Source organism: Psychrobacter sp. Pi2-52 (assembly GCF_904846705.1).
Taxonomy (GTDB): Bacteria; Pseudomonadota; Gammaproteobacteria; order Pseudomonadales; family Moraxellaceae; genus Psychrobacter.
On record NZ_CAJHBS010000028.1, the window covers coordinates 1 to 20,166 of the forward strand.

A 20,166-nucleotide genomic window follows, 5' to 3' on the forward strand; every position below is an offset into this window, starting at 1 on the left:
TTATCTGCGTTTAGTTATCTGCGTTTAGTTATCTGCGTTTAGTTATCTGCGTTTAGTTATCTGCGTTTAGTTATCTGATTTTAGATAAACGTTTTAGATACATGAATTTAGCACTCAAAAATTATTGAAAATATAAAGTTTATAAAAATATAAGGAATAATGATGAAAGATTTATTTGATTTAACCGGTAAGGTTGCTCTAGTAACTGGTGCTAGCCGTGGTATTGGTGAGTCTATTGCCCGTCTATTGGCATCCAGAGGCGCGCACGTTATCGTCTCAAGCCGCAAAATCGATGCTTGCCAAGCAGTCGCTGATAGCATCAAAGCTGACGGTCATAAGGCCAGTGCTTTTGCTTGTCATGTAGGAGATATGGAACAAATTAACTCAATTTTTGAGCATATCAAAAGTGAATTTGGTCAAATTGATATCTTAGTTAATAATGCAGCAGCCAACCCTTACTATGGCCATATCTTAGATACGGATTTAGCCGCCTTTGATAAAACGGTTGAAGTTAACATCCGTGGTTACTTCTTTATGTCAACGGCTGCTGGCAAAATGATGAAAGAGCAGGGCGGCGGTGTCATCTTAAATACCGCATCGGTCAATGGTTTAGTAGCAGGCGATAAGCAAGGTATCTACTCAATCACCAAAGCAGCTGTCATCAGCATGACCAAAGCATTTGCTAAAGAATGTGGCCCACTTAATATCCGTGTCAACGCGCTATTGCCAGGTTTGACGGATACTAAGTTTGCCTCGGCTTTGACTACTAACGATAAAGTCTTAAAAATGGCGCTACACTCAATTCCGCTAGGACGTGTGGCTGAGCCTGATGAAATGGCTGGTACCGTATTGTATCTAGTGTCTGATGCCTCAAGCTATACCACAGGCGCGACTATCGTTGTCGATGGTGGCATGCTGGCTTAATTAGACAATCTATAAGACATAGGTTAGATAAGAAAGTAATTGTTTAAAACTGCATGAGACTCAAGAACCGCATGAGATTAATTTTCATGCGGTTTTTTTGATTTGGTTTTTTAATAGAATGTCTAAGTAATCTTGGTTTTGCACTATCTAATAAATTGCTAATTTTAAATGAACATCAGCTGTATAGTGGCATAATAAATATGCTAATAGCTACTTGGGCAATATAGGAATTAAGCATGGATTCAATTATCAACAATAAAATAAAAACGATTTCTCAAAATAAAACATGGCTGTTTGTGCCAGCGACTCGCATTGATAGAGTAGCGAAAGCCTTTGCTAGTGGTGCAGATGCGGTTATTGTAGATTTAGAAGATGCCGTTGCGCCAGAAGATAAAGCATCCGCACGCGAAGCATTACAGCAATATCACGACAGTGCAGGTTATCAACCGATTTGGCTACGTATCAATAAAGCAGGTAGCGAGGAGTTTTTTAAGGACATAGTGCTCTGTCAGAAGATGCCTAATTTGGCTGGCGTGTTATTGGCCAAAGCTGAGCAAGCAGAAGATATTAATAACGTACATCAGCTTACCAATTTACCCGTGATTGCAATGATTGAGAATGCGATAGGATTGTATCAACTCGATAGTATGGCAAAAGCAGTCGGGTTGGCCGCGTTTAGTTATGGATTTTTAGATCTGTGCAACGATTTGCAAGTACAAGTAGGAACGCCTGCTGCGGATATCGTTGCCAACCAGATTCGCTATCAACTCATCCTGACATCTAAAGTACATGAGTTAGCAGCGCCCATCGATACCATTTATCCGGACTTTAATGATCAGATAGGGCTAAGCGCCCGAGTACAGCTATGGTCACAAATGGGGATGTCAGGAATGCTGTGTATTCATCCCAAACAAGTGGCAGTCGTCCAACAAGCATTGCAGCCAACAGATGAGGCCCTGTTATTCGCACAGCGTGTAGTCGAGGAGTATGAGCGAAGCGGACAGGCAATATTCAAAATAGATGGTGAGATGGTCGATGCACCAGTGATTGAGCGCAGTCGTCAACTGTTGGCAAAGTAGCAGACCAATCCATAGTTGGTTCAATATAAGTAGTTGGTTCAATATAATTTAGATACTAGAGCGTGTCCTCAATTCAATCGATGGTCATCTAAATGGGTTAAAAATGGCTAAATCTTGCCAAACAGCGTCAAATAGCTGACTAATATCTCGATATTATCTGCGCTATTTTCCTTGTTTGACTGCGATTTATCTCATTTTTATCACCATTTTTAAAATGAGGACACGCCCTAGAAAGCCGAGTGAAAGTATTACAAGCAGTATACTAAGCGAGACTGACACCGTACCTAATTTATAGAGGATTGACTATATAATGCTTTATCATAAACCATATCCATTCACATTCGATAAAAGCATACTATGATTTTCATTAATAATACCAGCCTCAATGATAATGAGGTAGAGATCAGCGCCATACGAGCGCAAGGCGCAGGTGGGCAGAATGTCAACAAAGTATCTTCTGCCATTCACCTGCGTTTTGATATTAACAACTCAAGTCTGAGTGATGAGTACAAGCAGCGACTGCTAAATAGCAAAGATAGCCGAATAACCAAGGAAGGCGTGCTAATTATCAAGGCGCAACAGTTTCGTACGCAAGAGCGCAATAAAATAGATGCGCTTGAACGTTTGCAAAGTTTTATCACCAAAGCCACTTACGTTAATAAAACGAGAAGGCCTACCAAGCCAAGTAGAAGTGCCAAACGTAAACGGGTGGATAAAAAGACCCAACGTGGTAAGACAAAGGCTTTACGCGGTAAAGTAGATTTTTAGAAAATTTATGATATTAGGTTTTGTCGTTGAGAAACTGTGTGGCAGAAAATTTATAGAGCAAAAGCTATAGCATATTGTAGCGGTTTTTGAATTTATAATGGTATAGGCGATTAATTATCACCTATACCATTACTCTATATTAAATACTTATTTAGAATGCGCCATTGAGTCCAATGAATAGGCTGGTTGAGTCGTCGTCATTACCTTGTGAATGTGTGACACCAGCGTTGGCATTCAATAGACCAAAGCTTCTAGATAGGCCAAGTGTCATAGCAACATTATCATCATCAGTTTCGACCATAGGCGTCTCAAAGCTGATATTTGGTAGCGTATTCAAACGTGCGGTTACTGCTTCACGATTATCACTCAGCTGCTTTTGGTAATGAATGTCACCAAATAAGTTGAGGTTGTTCATCAAGCTATGATTAGCCTTAAGACCAAGCTTGCCATATGTCGTAGAGTATTTCTGCTCATCGAACTGCATAGCAATGCCAGACATCTCTTTTTCTTTGAGTCCGTCAATTTTTACGCGGCTCGCTGTTGCACCGATATAAGGCGTAACGGCAATATTGCTCACTTGCATTGGGTAGCCTGCCTGTAAGTTGGCATAAAAGCGCTTGCCGTCAGCATTTGACTTAAACTGTTGTTGGTTAATGCCTAGTGTCACAGCACGTGTGACATCGACATCCATGTTGCCAAATCCTGCAGCACCATTGATCTGTAAACCGCCAAACTTGTTGCTATGATAGACACCAAAACCGACCTCTCCTAGATCAATATCGCTCAAACCTGTGCCAACGTCTGAGTTTTCAAAGTCTTTTTGGGTGATATTGCCATACAAGCCTGTCACTGCATTGGCTGAGTTAGGATGCGCAAAATCTACGCCAAACAATACTTGAGTATTATTATCACCATCAAACCCTGCAATTTCTTGATTAGCGACTTCACCGACGGCCCATAGTGTACGGGCAGGTTTTTGCTCACTGCTTTGAATTTGGTTGACGTGTGACTGTAAGCGTTCATTGGTTGCAAGTCCAGTTGTCGTTGCAATATGTGGCAAAACGCCGATTAAGCTAGGCGCAGTGACAACAGCGTTTGCATAGTCAGCGATCAGTTGATGAGTAGCACCTGTTGGATGTATGCCATCAGCGAAAAGATAAGTTTCATTTGCATCTGGTGTGACAAGATCAGTACGTCCACAAGTTAATGAGCTTTCCGTATTGCAAGCTCCCTCGGTAACATTAGTAAAGCCATAAGCTGAAGGATTATCAACGATTTGACGTAATAAACTAAAAGTATCCAGCGGTATAATATTTGCACCAGTAGCCGCCACACCGCTCAGCATAGCTTTGTTATACTGATTAGTAATAAAGGTACTTTGTCCTTGTACCGTGGCTCCGCCTTTAATAGCTTCAGGAGTTAAGCCAATATCAGGAATATTAGGAACTAAAATATAATTTGCACCGCTGTTCTTAAGCGCTTGAACTGTTGAAATTTGACTTCCTACTACTGCACTAATAACACTTTGAGCGTTAGTAGTATTAACTGTCCTCAAATCATTTGCACCGGCCCACACTACATATAGACCATTAGGGTCTACTTTGTTATTGGCTAAATAACTGTTTGTTTGAGTTTTGGCGGAGGCTATATCCACTGGAAATCCAAAATCTGTATTTATAACCTCTTCACCAGCTCGCGCGCCACCAATGGCATAGTTATTGCCAGTTTGATTTCCAAGATAAACAATGGGAACAGAGGTTGTTCCCAGTTGTTCAGCGAATGAGGTCGCCCATGTGTTGTCAGGGTTGGTGGTAAACTGAGCAGGACCTGGTACAACTTGACTAAAATAGCCACCATCGGTCAAGCTATCACCGAAAAAGGTGACGCTGTCATAAGCATTTGCGTGAGAAATACCAGCGATAGATAGGCTGATAGCAAGCATACTTTTGGTAAGAGTTTTGAGAGAGGTATGGCTAATTTTAGAACGTAAAGTATTACGAGGCATAGCGACTTCCTTGTCATCAATGTAATAGTTTGTCAACCGAGTGTAACCACTTTTTAGAAAGCTAGCAATCGTTTTGATTGCAAAATTGCAAGAATATTCCCTGATTTAAGTAAGTTTTTAGAGCATAAAAAAGGGGGATCAAGTATTAAAAAATCATACTGTCTCGCTCACATAATATTTTGTTTCCTTCTATGTAATTATGCTGTAGGCACCTGATTTTTATTTAGTTGTCTTTGTTGAAAAGTATAAGAGCTATCTATCGATATTGCTTATTTAATCCAAGCAACTGCTTAGTCATAAATAGTATAAACTCAGCACTCCACAATAAGATAATCAGGCCAAATGCGCATATCTATGTCACTGGCGGCAAGAGTAAAGTATAGCTAGCAGTATCAATACTATGGAAACTGGAATTAAGCTTGTTTTTGTGGACGCAATAATAAGGCAAGTCCAAGTGCTACAAAAGCTGCGATACCAGATATCATATAACTGATACTAAAGTCCCCAGTGATTTCTGCAAGATAACCTGCGGCTACTGGCCCAAGAGCCTGTCCACCTGAAAAAGCAAAAGTCAGCGCTGCGAGTGCACTTGCCGCAGCAGCAGGCCCGAAATAATCGCCTGCAGAAGCTGCCATAATGACAGGCACACTCCACACCACTAAGCCAAACAGAATAATTGACAAGTACAGCCCTAAACTCCAATCAGTCAGTCCGACCAACAGATAAGCGATGGCAAGGAAGAAGAAAGCCAGCGCCAGACCAAGGCGTCTACCAATATGGTCAGAAATCCAGCCAAACAACATGCCTGAGAACATGCTAAGCAGTCCAATCCATGCCCAAACACCACCAGCAGACGCTTCACTCAGTTGATACGAGCCAACCATACTGGTCACGATAAAGGTAACGTAAACCATATAAGTAGCACCATAAATAGCAAAGATGACACCTAAATGTACGAGCAGCTTAATATTGCTACGTTCTAGTTTTTTCTTATTTTTAACAGGTAAGGTGGGTGCGCGCCCAAAAGGATTTTGGCTGACATCGTCTGGATGATTGCGAATTAAAGTAGAAGTAAGCCAAGCTACCGCAATATTAATCACGGCAAAAATTAGCCAGCCTGTCTGCCAAGACAGTAGGGTAGAGATAGGTAAGAGTTTGGGTACGACAAAGCCTGATAAAATGATACCAAATCCAGGCCCAGCCATGACCAGTCCTAGAGTAAGCCCGCGGTGCGAAGGAAAAAACCAATGCGACATGACGCTCATCATTGGTAAGACCACACCGCCGCTACCGATACCTGTCAATACATAGAGTGCGCAGAGTACTGGGAAACTGGTGGTAAAAGCCATACCAAGCATAGAGATAGCAATGAGGAGTAGATTAGCTGTCGCAGTCGTTCGAGTACCAAACCGAGGTAGAATAAACGGGCTTAGAAGCACCGCAACGAGATATCCTATTAGGTTAGTGAATCCCAAGATTCCGCTTTGGGTATAATTTAATCCTAAAGAAGATGACATGGATGGCAGTAACATGCCAAATGCGAATCGTCCTAACCCAAGTCCACAGAACATTGCTATAGAACCTGTCGCAGCGACTATCCAAGCGTAATGCAATTTACCCAATCTAAGGGGCGCAGTGTTATCTTGATTTCTTTGATCTGGACTGTCTTTTTGAGTCATTCCATTAGCCATCACGAATCTCCAACAAGTTGAAAATTCGCAATATATATCGTTACTAAATTTAGATCGTAGGTAATGACTTCCTTGTTTTGAATAATATCCATTTCACACTCATCCTTTTGTGCTTAATCCCTATCAGTCCTTTATTAAATATACTTATAGCCTAAGCATACTCATGTCCAATAAAATTAGTATAACTGCACCTGAACGTTCGTTCAATGAGTATCTAAGCAATCCTCGTAATGCTTTCATAGACCATAACAAAAAATGCCAGCCCATTTATATGGCTGGCATTCTGCTTATTGTTCTCTGACGGTTCCTTCCCGACTGCTATTTTTTGGCTATCCTTTAATATCGACTTATTATTTAGCCAAGTCGTTTACTCAATTCAGGAAAGCGCTTGATCATAAATAGCATCAAGAGTAACGCCACAACTGCGATAGCAGCACCTGTATATCCTACGCTAGATAGTGAGATGTGCGTGACGGCATAACCACCAAATAGTGCACCCGTACCAATCCCCAAATTAATAATACCTGAGAACATCGACATCAGCATGTCTTGCGCATTGACATCGACCATGATGACTTTGGCCTGCATTGAGATAATCAGTAGCATGAGTGCCGCGCCCCACAGTAAGGCGATAAAGCTGAGCGCCCATACAGAGGTCACTGCTAGCAATAGCGCCAGCATAGACACGAGCATCAGTATGGTCGATATCAGCATCAATCTGGTATTGAACCGATCGCCCCAACGACTAAAAATCACACTGCCTACAATTCCAGCTGCACCGAATAATAACAGTACAAAAGTAGCAGCGTTTTCACTGATATTACCGACTTGGCGCATGAATGGTTCTATATAAGAATAAGCCGTGTAGTGGGCTGTAAAGACCAATAAAATAAGCAGGTACAAACAGACTAATAGGGGGTTTTTAAGGAGTTCTGGAATCTTTCTAAAAGATCCTTCAAACATACTAGGTAACGTCGGTAAGAGTCTCGCTTGTAGAATAAATACAATTGAGGCAATGACGCCAATACCGCCAAAGGTAGCCCGCCAGCCAAACCATTGCCCAATTAAGCGTCCTAGCGGCACACCGAGTACCATTGCTAACGACGTACCCGTCGCCAGTACGCTAAGCGCCATGGCTTTTTTGCCTTCAGGTGCGACACGTATCGCGATTGCGGCCGTGATGGACCAAAATATCGCATGCGATAACGCAATCCCAACTCGGCTAATGAGCAGCACGTCAAAGCTCCATGCAAATACGGAAAGTACGTGACTGGCAATGAATACGGCAAAAAGCCCCAAGAGCAAGCGTTTGCGCTCAAATCGACTGGTCAGTAGCATTAGTGGTAATGACATCGCTGCGACAATCCAAGCATAGAGTGTCAACATCCAGCCAGTCTCTGCCGTCGTAATAGAAAAGTCTTGGGCAATGTCGCTCAACAGCGCCACAGGGACAAATTCTGTGGTGTTCATAATAAAGGCACTAACGCCCATCAAAAATACTTGAAAATACTGAGTTCGGCGAGCGTTTGAGCTGGCCTCAAGGTTATGTGTCATAAAATCCAATACAGATGCGAATACTACGTGTGATAGGTCAAAGTGGGGCAGGCTTAATTAGAATACAAGGTTTGCGGGGCAAGATAGCAAGCCCACGTCAATCATGAAAGGTGTTTTTTGATAAGGATTGTTAATTGGATGTTTATTGAGGATACTTGAGTAATATGAAACTTATGAAACTATCGCTAATGATACTTAATGCGTTGGGATGCTTGCTAATGATTAAACTACAATTCATTTAAAAAGAAGCGACACCAGTTGTCGTATAAGGTTTTAAACAGCTTTATTTTTATGTGAGCTTATACTATATTTATTAGGTCAGGCAAAATAACATTAGATGAAAACCAGTTAACCCTCGGAGCGCAACGCTTCACTTCTTAACTGAGTTTTTAAACGCTATCTTAGCGAAGTCTTTCTAGTAGTGTTATTTACGTTTAATCCTAAACTTCTGCGCCTGTACAAACCCAAAAAACCATCTTTATTAATAAACAAGAAACTTAGTAGAAAAAACTCGTTGGCGTTGCAAAAATATTAGCAATGTAACAGCGGAAAACTGTGGTTAAAAAGCCTATCGGAATTAAAAACTACTACCTTACCAAGTCGATTAATTTACTTAACTTTATAGATAATGACGTCATTTAAACAATGGCGAATAGATTCGGCTGGCTTGAAATCGGAATTTAGAATATAACAACAACGAAAAACTGCAGCTAAACAACCAATCAAAATAATAAGGATATAAATATGACGATATTAACGTATCAGTTTGAACAAAAACGGTTAGATAATTTCGAGTGGTCGGATGGCTCAAAGCTATCTGGTATAACGGCACTAGCAAATGATGAGAGAGATCGAGTACGAAAACAGCCATTGTTTTACCTCGAAACGGTTCCTGTAGACAGTTATGAAGATGATATTTACTTCGTGAATAATACTGATGAGCCGCTCAGATGGGTAGCGCCATTTAAACCCTATCGAAACATAACTGAAGCACGAGCAAAGCTAGGCGATAGCAGTGATGAAAACTTACGTAAAGTGACGCTCTATAGTGATGACATGGATAGTGTGTATCAAGATGTATTACCTAAGCAGGGTGTGCGGATTGGTAGTACTCATATCATGTATGACAGTGATGCGATGATGCAGTGGTTCATACATGTGCCCTATAAAGGGCCAGATACTCATTATGCGATTTGGCAATTTAATGTAGTGGAAAAAGGCGGAATTCGCGGAATTTATCCACTGCTGTGGGATGATTTTAGTCAACCCTCGCACATTGTGAGTTGTGATTGTCTGTTTGAGCAAGCTGATATGCCGATAGAGGTCAGTATTTATGAAGAGCGCTGTGCAATGCTTGACAGGCTTATCGGTTCATTTGGGGTGTCCAATGCCATATTCATATTGGCAATCAATGATGTGCTCTATCGTTATGGCGTGGGCTGGAGCGCGCCCTATAGCGAGTCGGATATACAAGCGCAAGACATTGCGATGAAACTAACAGAACAAAAGCCAGAAAATGCGGAAGCGGTGAAAGCCATTATCCAAGCGGTTTACGACTTTTGGTTTAATGAAGGCTTTGCAAAAAATATCTCAATGCGGGCTTGTGAGGAGCTTTTAAGCTTGTACCAAGTGCAGGTTGCTAACCAAAAACCAGTTTGATTTATAAGCCAAATTATCAAGAAAAAACCTAAATAATAATTAAAAAAGGAGAACCTTATGATGTTTCCTATTGAAAACAATGATACGTTTTTACTGTTTTTTCATGGTCTCGATTCAAGCAATGAGACCAGCAAATATACCTGTATCACGCGTAAGCCAAAATACTGTCAAACGGTCAATTACCGCGAGAGTTTTGTAGAAATATTTGAGATTTATGATGCATTGATTCGCGAGAAAATCGCACAGTACCCGCGAGTGGTGTTGGCAGGGCATTCGCTTGGTGGTTGGTTTGCCAATCATTTTGCCCATAAATATAACTTGCGCGCGCTATTGATTGCGCCTTGTATCTATCCAAATGAGGTATTGGCTGACCGTATCCCAGTAGTGGCTGATATGAAGCTGTCTTTTCCCACGACCAATACCGAGATGGTGCGGGTGATGGTAGAAGTCGATGATGAAAGTCTTGATGTGGCAGTGGCTAGACGAACCTTAGTAAATCTACCTAATAGCTGGGACGTTGATTACTTTGCAGACGGTCATCACCGTATCGCTCGTAGTAGTGATATTTGGTATCACTTAACTCATCTGTGCGAAGATCCCATCGTTTGGATGGATGAGGCGACATATCATGGTGAAGACTGATGACAAGGATAGTCAAAAAACTCAAGCGACTGATGGGAAATAAACCACTTAAAATAATTGATTGACATTAAAGACGATCGGTCATAATATTTGTGCATGACGATTACTAAGCCAAAAGCCCGTCGAGGGCGTCCACCCAATGTTGAACGAGAGTTTACGGATACCCGTGAAGCTCTTTTGAAATCTGGGATGGAGATGCTGACAGAGCAAGGCTTTGCGACTACTGGTATCGATGCCATACTCAAACGTATCAATGTGCCTAAGGGTTCCTTTTACAATTACTTCAAAAACAAAGAAGCGTTTGGCCAGGAAGTATTACGGCAGTACGCGTTATATTTTGCTCGCAAGCTAGATCATTGTTTTCTGAATGAGCAAGTATCTCCCATGCAGCGTATTAGTGACTTCGTTGAAGATGCAAAGTCAGGAATGATTAAGCATGAGTTTCGACGCGGCTGTTTGGTAGGTAACTTGGGTCAAGAGATTGTCGTGTTGCCTGAGAGTTTTCGCTGTGAGCTAGAAAACATACTGCTTGATTGGCAGGAGCGTTTAGCGGCTTGCTTGCGTCTGGCGGTACAACAAGGACAACTACCTGCTAATAGTGATTGTGATGAGCTTGCTGCTTTCTTTTGGATTGGTTGGGAAGGTGCTGTTTTGCGTGCTAAGTTGGTGCAAGGTGTCAGTCCATTAGATACTTTTTTCCGGGGTTTTGTAGCAGGAATACAGAAGTAATGTTTTTATTTATATTTTTAGACGACCGGTCTAAATTATTTTTTACTCATTTATAGACGATTGGTCTAAATAGGAGCTACTATGTTTAAAGTAATATTAATCGAAAAAAATGACGATGTTTATCAGTCTAATCTGACTGAGATACAGGACACGCAATTACCAGAAGGCGATGTCACGGTTCGTGTGGCATATAGCACACTCAATTACAAAGATGGATTGGCCATCACGGGTCGTAGCCCTGTGGTACGCACATTTCCCATGGTTCCAGGGATTGATTTAGCGGGTACCGTCGAAACAAGCAGCCATCCCCGCTACAAAGCTGGTGACAAGGTATTGTTAAATGGTTGGAGTGTGGGTGAGAAGTATTGGGGCGGTCTATCACAAAAAGCGCGATTAAACGGTGACTGGCTTATCCCGCTCCCTGACTCGATGACTGAACGTCAGGCGATGGCGATAGGTACAGCAGGATATACCGCAATGCTTTGTATAATCGCATTAGAGCGTCATGGACTGACACCGGAGCGTGGCGAAGTATTGGTGACGGGTGCTAATGGCGGTGTTGGTAGCTTTGCCATCGCACTTTTAGCAAACCAAGGTTATTCTGTAACTGCCTCTACGGGACGTCTGGAAGAAGCCGAATACTTAAAGAGCCTTGGTGCAACGACGATCATAGACCGTGCTGAATTAAGTAGTCCGGGACGCGCACTTGGAAAAGAGAGATGGGCAGCCGCAATTGATTCTGTTGGTAGTCATACACTGGCCAACGTTTGTGCCAGTACCTGTGAGGATGGTTTAGTCGCTACTTGTGGACTGGCTCAAGGCATGGATTTCCCTGCTACTGTTGCGCCATTTATTTTACGCGGTGTCAGTTTGCTTGGTATTAATAGCGTGACGCGACCTTATGATGAGCGTGTAGAAGCGTGGCAACGTTTGAGTACAAGCTTGGATATGACGCAATTAGATGCAATCACCAGAGAGATTGGTCTAAGCGAAGTCATTCCGACAGCAAGTGAATTGTTGGATGGCAAGGTTCGTGGTCGAATAGTCGTTGACGTCAATCGCTAAACGTTAATTTTTAATACTTCAACCTTAATATTTCGACGTTGAACCTCGTGTTAGCACATGAATAAATGGTGCATCGAAAAGTCTAAGATTGAATGCGCAACATGAAAAAGAAGTATTCACAAACAGTCACAAATATCGGTATTTATTTTTTGTCATCTGATGTGCTATTATCGTTAAACGATCTATCGTGGGTTTAACAGTTTTGTTATCGCCGTCCGTGACAACCGTTTCATGGCAGCGTGATAAACCTTGCAACTTCCAGCACGATATAAAATAACCTTGGTAAAGCGCATGAGCCTGTACTCCGACAACCTCATTTGTGCCTGATTTTTTGCCTATTTGGGCGTATATCATACTTTTTCGTCGGAGTAACAGGAGTCTAAGGTGTTCGATATCATGAGCCATATTACCAATCAATCCAAGTATACCCGCCGTTACCAACCGCGTCATTCTCTAGCGAAATATATTATCGATCAAATAGAGTTGTCTGAGCTGCGCCCGCAGAACATCGTTAAAAAAATGGGCTATCCGCTCAAGCACACCATACCTGCCTGTGACCGCCTGCGCCATGTACTATGCAATAGATATCTTGGACTTGATGGCAGTTACATGGATAAATACTTTACGGCAGATGAGTTTTTAGCGAAGCTATTTGAAGTACTGGAAATACCGTATCAGCCATTCGCAGAAGATATTGCTCAGATCCAATATGACTTAACGAATGAGGCTGACGTTACGCCTAGCTATCGTTTGCGAGCCGAAATGGATTTTGAATTTACGAGTGGCGCACACTGGATGTCTCGCGGTGCTGCCTCGCGTTTTGCACAAGTCACTCTGCCTAATGACTTTGCTAAACTGAATAAGGTTGCGCGTGAGTCAGTGATTCAAGAAAGTATCTGCGAGCATTATCAACAGTACGAAGGTAATCTGCCATATAACGGTATTATCAAAGACTATCGATTGACTATTGAACAAGACAATCATGTGATCGACCGTGCAGAGTATGGATTGCCAAAATCTAGCAGTATCTAAAAAGCTTTGAGCGTATAAACAGCACAAGCTGTTAATTGCATTGATTGAATAATCAAATTGACTAAAAAAAATATAAAAAAGCCTCACTTTATCGTGGGGCTTTTTGGTGTTTACGTTATGTTTTCTTGTAAGAGTCAAACACTGATAAATGTTAGTTTTATAAAATTCATTTTAAGCTTCAGGTTTAGAGATGGCGCGCCATAAAATCGCAAATAGCGCGTCAAACTCTGCATTTAACGGTGTTTCCGTTTGGCGAATGGTATGCATTAAACCAAGGCGACTGATAAACCCCATAAACACATCGAACAGTATGTGCAGTGGGACAGTGTCATTGAGCACCCCACGATTTTGTCCATCTTCTAATACCGCCAAAAACGCCCCAATTAACTCTTTGTTTTCATAGATTGCGATATTACGTATCCGCGAGGCCGACACAGAAGACAGCACCATCACTGCATCTGGATGCGCATCGACAAAATCAAAGCAGACCCACAGCGTCTTACGTAGACGATCTTGTACGCTATCAATCCCTTGCAAATGATCCATAATCCGGGCCGCTAATCTGCCGAGCACAATATCCATAATGGTATAAAACAGTGTTTGCTTATCCCCGAAGTACTTGTAGAGCGTTTGCAAAGAGACGTTTGCAGACTTTGCAATCTGCGCCATCGTCACCTCATTGGCGTCAAATCCTGCAAAGACCTTACGAACAGCTTGCTCAATTTTATCCAAAGTTGCGGGCCGCATATCGGATAGGGGCGCTAGAGATCGAGTTTGCGTGAGGCTATCTGACTGACTAAAGGTTTTCATATTTATCGCTTCTTAAAATATTGGCTATTTGATACGTCCTACTAGTGAAATGATTTGCTCGATAATTTAACGTGATTAAACTAACAAGTAATGTAAATTACCATTTTTATTTAATTGATTGCGAAGTGGTTTTTCGTAGCCTAGTATAAGACTCGTGTATTAATAAATACAAAGAATTTATCGTATATCTATAACGGTAATATAAATTACCATAATTTAAAAAATGCTTAGATATAGTCAGTTCAATATAATTTTGATACAAGGAAACCGAGTGCAAGTTATACATTAGTATGCTTAGCGAGGATGACGATGTAGCGGATTTATATAGACTTGACTATATAGCTGTTATTCACTCCACCTTGTCAAGGATAGACACCATGAGTATCGAAAAATTTACCCCAAACTGGATGACCGAAGAGCATCAGATGGTGTATGACAGCGCCCTGAAAATGTTTCAATCTTGGGATCCTAAAGATGAGCAGTGGCGCAAAAATGGCATGATCGATCGCGCTGCGTGGGAAGAGGCGGGCGAGATGGGTTTTTTGTGTGCGGCGATACCAAGCGAGTATGGCGGCGGCGGCGGCGATTTTGGTCATGAAGCGGCGCTTATCTACGCACAGACTGAGGCCAATCAATCGGGATTTGGCGGTATGGTGCATTCAGGCATTGTCGCGCCTTATATTTTAGACCACGGTACTGAAGAACAAAAACAAGCGTGGCTACCAAAAATGGCAACGGGCGAATATATCGGCGCTATCGCCATGACCGAGCCTGGTACTGGCTCCGACCTACAAAACATCAAAACCTATGCAGTAAAAGACGGTGATGACTACATTATTAATGGCTCTAAGACTTTTATCACCAATGGTCAGCACGCCAATCTTATCCTATTAGCATGCAAAACAGACCGTGAAAAAGGCGCACAAGGCGTCTCACTTATTATCGTAGAAACAGACAAAGTAGAAGGGTTTGAGCGTGGACGCAATCTCGATAAAATTGGTTTGACGTCGCAGGATACCTCAGAGTTGTTCTTTAGCAATGTACGTGTGCCACAAACTAACCTGTTGGGTACGGTAGAAGGTATGGGCTTTATACAAATGATGCAGGAGTTGCCGCGTGAGCGTTTAATCATTGCGCTATCCGGGGTTGGCTCGATGAAACTTGCTATCAATCTAACCCTAGATTATGTAAAAGGGCGCGAAGCCTTTGGCAAACCTATTTGGAAGTTTCAAAATACCCGCTTTAAGATGGCGGAATGCTATGCTGATTATCTCGCTGCCAGCACCATGTGTGATGCAGCAGTCGATGCGATGTTAGAGGGCAAACTGTCTGTACCGCATGCCTCATTAATCAAATACTGGGTCACCGAAAAACAGTGCGAAGTCATCGACGAATGCGTGCAGCTATTTGGTGGCTATGGCTATATGACAGAGTATCCTATCGCACGTCTATATGCCGATGCACGCGTGCAAAAAATCTATGGCGGCACCAATGAGATTATGAAGGAGCTGGCTGCACGCTTTATGTAGACGCTTATATTATAAGACCACGATAATTATTGTTTATTTAAAAAATAAAAAAAGGATTTTTTATGACTGAGACTGCTTATATTTATGATGCGATCCGCACGCCACGGGGCAAAGGAAAAAAGGACGGTTCGTTGTATCAGGCATCACCGATTTGGCTGACACGCATCTTATTAAAAGAGATGCAACAGCGTCACAACTTGGATACCAGTTTGGTCGACGATGTGGTGCTTGGCTGTGTGACACCAGTGGGCGAGCAAGGTTCTGATATTGCCCGCATTGCTGCTATTGATGCTGGCTGGGCGCAAAGTGTGGCAGGGCTTACCTTGTCGCGCTTTTGTGCCTCTGGTCTGGAGTCTATTAACTTAGCAGCGGCCAAGATCATGTCAGGTATGGAAGACATGGTCGTGGCAGGCGGTGTGGAGTCTATGAGCCGTGTACCGATGGGCTCCGATGGCGGTGCTTGGTACATGGATCCACGTGTCAATGAGGCTACGCACTTTGTACCACAAGGGGTAGGTGCGGATACCATCGCGACGCTCAAAGGCTTTAGTCGTACGGATGTCGATACCTTTGCCACTGAGTCACATCGCCGCGCGGCACAGGCTTGGGAGAACGGCTATTATGATAAGTCTGTCGTCCCTGTCACCGATATCAGTGGCATGATGCTATTGGACAAAGATGAAACCATCCGGCCCAATACCAATGTCGAGACCTTAGCTGGCCTAAAGCCTTCCTTTATCATGCCGGGAAAAATGGGCTTTGATAGCGTTATCTTGGACAGATATACCACGATTGAAACCGTCAATCACGTGCATCATGCGGGTAACTCTTCAGGCATTGTCGATGGGGCTGCTATTTGTTTGGTCGGTAGCGCGGCAGCTGGTCAAAAAGCAGGGTTAAAACCACGCGCCAAAATCACGATGGCGTCAGTCATTGGCTCAGAGCCTGCCATTATGCTGACAGGTCCGACGCCAGCTTGCCAAAAAGCCCTCAATAAAGCGGGCATGCAAGCCTCTGATATAGACCTTTGGGAAATCAACGAGGCCTTCGCTGCTGTGCCGATGAATACCGCTGATGATTTTGGCATCTCGCTTGATATCGTCAATGTCAACGGTGGCGCAATCGCTATGGGTCATCCGCTTGGCGCAACTGGCGCGATGCTCATGACGACCGTCCTTGATGAGCTAGAACGACGCGACCTAAAGACCGCGATGATTACGCTATGCGTGGGCGGTGGTATGGGTATTGCGACCATTATCGAGCGCGTTTAACCTCTGTCTCAACTAGACTGAAAAATAGACCAAAAAATAATATATACAGAATCATTTAAGGGATAAAAATGATGACAAATAACCAGACAGCAGATAGCGTAACAGCCATTAATGCACTAGAAAACTTCTCTGCCCAGTGTGACAACGATGGTATTGTCACTGTCACGATTGACCAAAGCAAACGCAAAATGAATGTCATCGGTGACGGCTTTACGGAGGCGTTCGCCACGATAGTCGATAGTTTCATCAATGATGATTCAGCTACAGGCTTGATTCTCACATCGGCTAAAGAAACCTTCGTGGTTGGCGCAGATATCGATCAATTGAACCAGATAAAGACAGCCGAGCAAGCATTTGTAGTGACTGAAGAATTAAAAGGTAGTTTGCGCAAGCTTGAAATGTCAGGCAAACCTGTGGTCGCTGCGATGACAGGAACTGCATTAGGCGGCGGTTTAGAGCTCGCGCTAGCATGTCATTATCGTATTGCGATTGACACACCCAAGACCAAGCTTGGTTTGCCTGAGGTGAAACTGGGCTTATTACCTGGCGGCGGTGGTACTCAGCGCTTACCAAGGTTAGTCGGTATTCAAGCAGCACTGGAGCTGATGACGCAAGGCAAAGAACTTCGCGCTGCTGCTGCAAAAGACATCGGACTTATTGATGCGACTGCTACTGATCAAGCAGATATGCTGAAGCAAGCAAAAGACTGGATTCAAAATAATCCAAGTGCGCAGCAGCCATGGGATAAGAAAGGCTTTAAAATTCCTGGCGGCGATAGCAAGCATCCAAAGGTAGTTCCTATATTCTCTATCGCCCCAGCCATGGCTAATCAGAAATCACATGGTAACTATCCTGCGATCACCCATATTATGTCTTGTGTGTTTGAAGGATGCCTAGTGGATATCGATACAGGGCTTGAGATCGAGTCGCGTTATTTTGCCGCTTGCGTACGGTCCACTGAATCTAGAAACATGATCAACACCTTATGGACGCAGCTGAATAGCATCAAAAAAGGTCAGTCTCGTCCTCAAGGATTTGAACGCACAACCACTAAAAAAGTCGGTATCTTGGGCGCTGGCATGATGGGCGCTGGCATTGCTTATGTCACTGCCAAAGCAGGTATAGATGTCGTGCTATTGGACACAGAGATTGCTAATGCTGAAAAAGGCAAAGCGTACTCTGCTAATATTTTGGATAAAGCCATCAGCCGAAAGCACGCTACCGAAGAGAAAAAACAAGCTCTACTAGGACGTATCACGCCAACAGTCTCTTACGATGATTTAGCAGATTGTGATCTTATTATTGAAGCGGTGTTTGAAAACCGAGAAATTAAAGCCAAATGTACCCAGCAGAGTGAAGCGGTGATTTCAGATACTGCCGTTTATGCATCTAATACTTCAACACTGCCGATCACAGGACTGGCAAAAGCCAGTACACGCCCAAATCAATTCATCGGTCTGCACTTTTTCTCACCAGTAGACAAGATGCCGCTGGTTGAGATTATCATGGGTGAGCAAACCGATGATGCGACATTGGCAAAAGCGTTTGATTATGTACTACAAATCGGCAAAACGCCTATCGTCGTCAATGACAGTCGCGGTTTTTATACGTCGCGTGTGTTTGGCACCTATGTATCAGAGGGTATTGCGATGCTAGGAGAGGGCGTGCATCCTCGCAGCATTGAAGTCGCTGGACTAAAAACAGGCATGCCGATGCCGCCATTAGCATTACAAGATGAAGTTTCGTTGAGTTTGGCACTGCATGTCAGCGAACAGCAACAGCTTGATATGGCAGCCGAAGGCAAGCCGATGGCGGTGCGTCCTTCATACGAGATACTAAAAGCGCTAGTCAATGAGCATGGGCGTGAAGGCAAAAAAAATGGCAAAGGCTTTTATGAATATCCTGCAGGAAGTGATAAGTACTTATGGCCTGAGTTGATAAACTTATATCCGCCAAAGTCAGAGCAACCCTCGCAGCAAGATTTGGTTGATCGGCTAATGTTTATTCAAGCCAATGAATCTGCCAAATGCTATGAGGAAAATGTCGTGCGCTCAGTTGCCGATACCAATATAGGTTCTATCTTTGGTTGGGGATTTGCTCCGCAGCACGGGGGCACGCTACAGTTTATCAATGCAATGGGCGTGAGTGCGTTTGTTGAGCGTAGCCGTGAGCTGGCTGCGAAATATGGTGAGCGTTTTGAGCCTGCTCAAATCTTGCTAGATATGGCAGCCAAAGGCGAGGCGTTCTCCGATGACTGACATGCATTTATCAAATCATGATCAAATGGCAGACTGTCTACAAGGGTTACGAGTGATCGATCTGACTCGTAATCTACCTGGGCCTTTTGCTACGCGTTTGCTTGCGGACTTGGGTGCAGACGTCCTTAAAATCGAACCCAAACAGGGTGACCCTGCTCGAGTATTTGGTGAGCTCTTCGCAGCTCTAAACCACGGTAAGATGACCGAAAAGCATGACTTTCATGATCCCAAAGCGATTGAGGCGATAAAAGCACATCTGAAAAAGGCTGATGTGATGCTAGATAGCTTTCGCCCAGGTGTCTTGGCAGAAATGGGACTAGATGCTAAGACCTTGCATGTCATCAACCCAAAACTAGTAATAGTGTCAATCACTGGCTATGGCGTAGCAGATTGTCATTCAACAGAAGATGCTGACTCAGAAGATGGCTCTCAAGTGAATCATGACTGGGCCAATAAGGCAGGTCACGATATTAACTTTATGGCTATGAGTGGTGTGCTTGACCAGCTAAAAACAGCGCAGGGTGAGCAGGCCATGCCTAATATCCAGTTTGCGGATTTGGCAGGTGGTAGTGATACAGCAGTGATAGCACTGTTGGCTGCCGTATTTGCCGCGCAGCGTACGGGCAGGGGACGACACGTTGCTGTTAGTATGACGCACAGCCTTTATAATCATATGGTCATGCCAAAGGTCACAGGCAAACTGATTAATAGCCTTTCAGGAAATGGCTTAAACGACACTCTACTGCCGCAGCATGATTTTTTAGGCGGTGCATTGCCATGCTATCGATTGTACCAAACCGCTGACCAGCGCTATATGGCGGTTGGTGCCTTGGAGCTGAAGTTTTGGCAAGGGCTATGTCAGGTATTGGAGCTACCAGCGCTTAAAGAAACACACTGGCAACTTGGTATCATGCCCAATAGACCTGAGAGTGAGGCTGCGACCAACACAATCGCGGAAAAATTCGCCAGTCAAACGCTTGAACATTGGCAATGTGTATTTGCAGCAACTGATGTCTGTGTGACCCCTGTGCTCAGTTTGCATGAAGCTAAAGCTCACCCTTTATTTGCACATCAAGATGAACATCATGCAATATCAGGATGGCAGCAAGTGAATTAGTATGTAAGTAGTCTTAGAGAAAAGAGAAGAAGA

General features: G+C 43.4%; 16 protein-coding genes. 12 read left to right on the top strand and 4 right to left on the bottom strand.

The window, feature by feature from the left end:
- The first annotated feature begins 159 nt into the window (after positions 1-159).
- The 3 genes from JMY00_RS12310 to arfB all read left to right on the top strand — a co-directional run bounded on the left by JMY00_RS12310 (position 160) and on the right by arfB (position 2,771).
- Complete coding sequence (locus tag JMY00_RS12310; RefSeq protein WP_228707054.1) at positions 160-924, top strand: SDR family oxidoreductase; 765 nt, start codon at positions 160-162, stop codon at positions 922-924.
- A 236-nt stretch (positions 925-1,160) separates the two neighbouring features.
- The gene (locus tag JMY00_RS12315; protein ID WP_201580350.1) at positions 1,161-2,003 is read left to right on the top strand and encodes a CoA ester lyase; all 843 of its coding nucleotides are present in this window, start codon (positions 1,161-1,163) and stop codon (positions 2,001-2,003) included.
- Between the two features lie 357 nt (positions 2,004-2,360).
- Entirely contained in the window at positions 2,361-2,771 is a 411-nt protein-coding gene (arfB, locus tag JMY00_RS12320; RefSeq protein ID WP_201580351.1) for an alternative ribosome rescue aminoacyl-tRNA hydrolase ArfB, read from the top strand.
- Between the two features lie 151 nt (positions 2,772-2,922).
- On the opposite strand, the gene JMY00_RS12325 is transcribed toward arfB, so the two are convergent.
- From JMY00_RS12325 to JMY00_RS12335, 3 genes are all read right to left on the bottom strand, one after another.
- Positions 2,923-4,776, bottom strand: coding sequence for an autotransporter domain-containing protein (locus JMY00_RS12325; RefSeq protein ID WP_201580352.1), 1,854 nt, complete (start codon positions 4,774-4,776; stop codon positions 2,923-2,925).
- Between the two features lie 413 nt (positions 4,777-5,189).
- Complete coding sequence (locus JMY00_RS12330) at positions 5,190-6,467, bottom strand: MFS transporter (protein ID WP_201580353.1); 1,278 nt, start codon at positions 6,465-6,467, stop codon at positions 5,190-5,192.
- Positions 6,468-6,821: 354 nt separating this feature from the next.
- Positions 6,822-8,021, bottom strand: a complete 1,200-nt coding sequence (locus JMY00_RS12335; RefSeq protein ID WP_201580354.1) for a sugar transporter — start codon at positions 8,019-8,021, stop codon at positions 6,822-6,824.
- A 744-nt stretch (positions 8,022-8,765) separates the two neighbouring features.
- Here JMY00_RS12335 and JMY00_RS12340 point away from each other — a divergent pair.
- The 5 genes from JMY00_RS12340 to JMY00_RS12360 all read left to right on the top strand — a co-directional run bounded on the left by JMY00_RS12340 (position 8,766) and on the right by JMY00_RS12360 (position 13,148).
- On the top strand, positions 8,766-9,680 hold the full coding sequence (locus JMY00_RS12340) for a hypothetical protein (RefSeq protein ID WP_201580355.1): 915 nt from the start codon (positions 8,766-8,768) through the stop codon (positions 9,678-9,680).
- 57 nt (positions 9,681-9,737) lie between these two features.
- Positions 9,738-10,322 carry an alpha/beta hydrolase gene (locus JMY00_RS12345; RefSeq protein ID WP_201580356.1) on the top strand — a complete coding sequence of 195 codons (585 nt, stop codon included), beginning with the start codon at positions 9,738-9,740 and terminating at the stop codon, positions 10,320-10,322.
- Between the two features lie 96 nt (positions 10,323-10,418).
- A complete protein-coding gene (locus JMY00_RS12350) occupies positions 10,419-11,051 on the top strand; it encodes a TetR/AcrR family transcriptional regulator (protein ID WP_201580357.1) in 633 nt (210 codons plus the stop codon).
- Between the two features lie 81 nt (positions 11,052-11,132).
- The gene (locus JMY00_RS12355) at positions 11,133-12,116 is read left to right on the top strand and encodes an MDR family oxidoreductase (RefSeq protein ID WP_201580358.1); all 984 of its coding nucleotides are present in this window, start codon (positions 11,133-11,135) and stop codon (positions 12,114-12,116) included.
- Between the two features lie 396 nt (positions 12,117-12,512).
- Entirely contained in the window at positions 12,513-13,148 is a 636-nt protein-coding gene (locus JMY00_RS12360; protein ID WP_201580359.1) for a hypothetical protein, read from the top strand.
- A gap of 171 nt (positions 13,149-13,319) precedes the next feature.
- Here JMY00_RS12360 and JMY00_RS12365 read toward each other — a convergent pair whose 3' ends face one another.
- On the bottom strand, positions 13,320-13,958 hold the full coding sequence (locus JMY00_RS12365) for a TetR/AcrR family transcriptional regulator (protein WP_201580360.1): 639 nt from the start codon (positions 13,956-13,958) through the stop codon (positions 13,320-13,322).
- A gap of 377 nt (positions 13,959-14,335) precedes the next feature.
- Here JMY00_RS12365 and JMY00_RS12370 point away from each other — a divergent pair, with 377 nt between their 5' ends.
- The 4 genes from JMY00_RS12370 (at position 14,336) to JMY00_RS12385 (ending at position 20,133) form a co-directional block, all read left to right on the top strand.
- Positions 14,336-15,487 (top strand): acyl-CoA dehydrogenase family protein, encoded by a 1,152-nt coding sequence (locus JMY00_RS12370; protein ID WP_201580361.1) that lies wholly within the window; start codon positions 14,336-14,338, stop codon positions 15,485-15,487.
- A 62-nt stretch (positions 15,488-15,549) separates the two neighbouring features.
- Positions 15,550-16,758 carry an acetyl-CoA C-acetyltransferase gene (locus JMY00_RS12375; protein ID WP_201580362.1) on the top strand — a complete coding sequence of 403 codons (1,209 nt, stop codon included), beginning with the start codon at positions 15,550-15,552 and terminating at the stop codon, positions 16,756-16,758.
- Between the two features lie 68 nt (positions 16,759-16,826).
- Positions 16,827-19,016, top strand: a complete 2,190-nt coding sequence (locus JMY00_RS12380) for a 3-hydroxyacyl-CoA dehydrogenase NAD-binding domain-containing protein (RefSeq protein WP_240990747.1) — start codon at positions 16,827-16,829, stop codon at positions 19,014-19,016.
- On the top strand, positions 19,009-20,133 hold the full coding sequence (locus JMY00_RS12385; protein WP_201580363.1) for a CaiB/BaiF CoA-transferase family protein: 1,125 nt from the start codon (positions 19,009-19,011) through the stop codon (positions 20,131-20,133). Before JMY00_RS12380 ends, JMY00_RS12385 begins: the two co-directional genes overlap by 8 nt.
- Positions 20,134-20,166: the final 33 nt, after the last annotated feature.

Bases quoted from the DNA above. Each gene is read 5' to 3' on its own strand.
- JMY00_RS12325 (WP_201580352.1), bottom strand. From the start codon at position 4,776: ATGCCTCGTAATACTTTACGTTCTAAAATTAGCCATACCTCTCTCAAA.
- arfB (WP_201580351.1), top strand. From the start codon at position 2,361: ATGATTTTCATTAATAATACCAGCCTCAATGATAATGAGGTAGAGATC.
- JMY00_RS12335 (WP_201580354.1), bottom strand. From the start codon at position 8,021: ATGACACATAACCTTGAGGCCAGCTCAAACGCTCGCCGAACTCAGTAT.
- JMY00_RS12370 (WP_201580361.1), top strand. From the start codon at position 14,336: ATGAGTATCGAAAAATTTACCCCAAACTGGATGACCGAAGAGCATCAG.
- JMY00_RS12380 (WP_240990747.1), top strand. From the start codon at position 16,827: ATGATGACAAATAACCAGACAGCAGATAGCGTAACAGCCATTAATGCA.
- JMY00_RS12375 (WP_201580362.1), top strand. From the start codon at position 15,550: ATGACTGAGACTGCTTATATTTATGATGCGATCCGCACGCCACGGGGC.
- JMY00_RS12310 (WP_228707054.1), top strand. From the start codon at position 160: ATGATGAAAGATTTATTTGATTTAACCGGTAAGGTTGCTCTAGTAACT.
- JMY00_RS12345 (WP_201580356.1), top strand. From the start codon at position 9,738: ATGATGTTTCCTATTGAAAACAATGATACGTTTTTACTGTTTTTTCAT.
- JMY00_RS12330 (WP_201580353.1), bottom strand. From the start codon at position 6,467: ATGGCTAATGGAATGACTCAAAAAGACAGTCCAGATCAAAGAAATCAA.
- JMY00_RS12365 (WP_201580360.1), bottom strand. From the start codon at position 13,958: ATGAAAACCTTTAGTCAGTCAGATAGCCTCACGCAAACTCGATCTCTA.
- JMY00_RS12360 (WP_201580359.1), top strand. From the start codon at position 12,513: ATGAGCCATATTACCAATCAATCCAAGTATACCCGCCGTTACCAACCG.
- JMY00_RS12340 (WP_201580355.1), top strand. From the start codon at position 8,766: ATGACGATATTAACGTATCAGTTTGAACAAAAACGGTTAGATAATTTC.
- JMY00_RS12315 (WP_201580350.1), top strand. From the start codon at position 1,161: ATGGATTCAATTATCAACAATAAAATAAAAACGATTTCTCAAAATAAA.
- JMY00_RS12355 (WP_201580358.1), top strand. From the start codon at position 11,133: ATGTTTAAAGTAATATTAATCGAAAAAAATGACGATGTTTATCAGTCT.
- JMY00_RS12385 (WP_201580363.1), top strand. From the start codon at position 19,009: ATGACTGACATGCATTTATCAAATCATGATCAAATGGCAGACTGTCTA.
- JMY00_RS12350 (WP_201580357.1), top strand. From the start codon at position 10,419: ATGACGATTACTAAGCCAAAAGCCCGTCGAGGGCGTCCACCCAATGTT.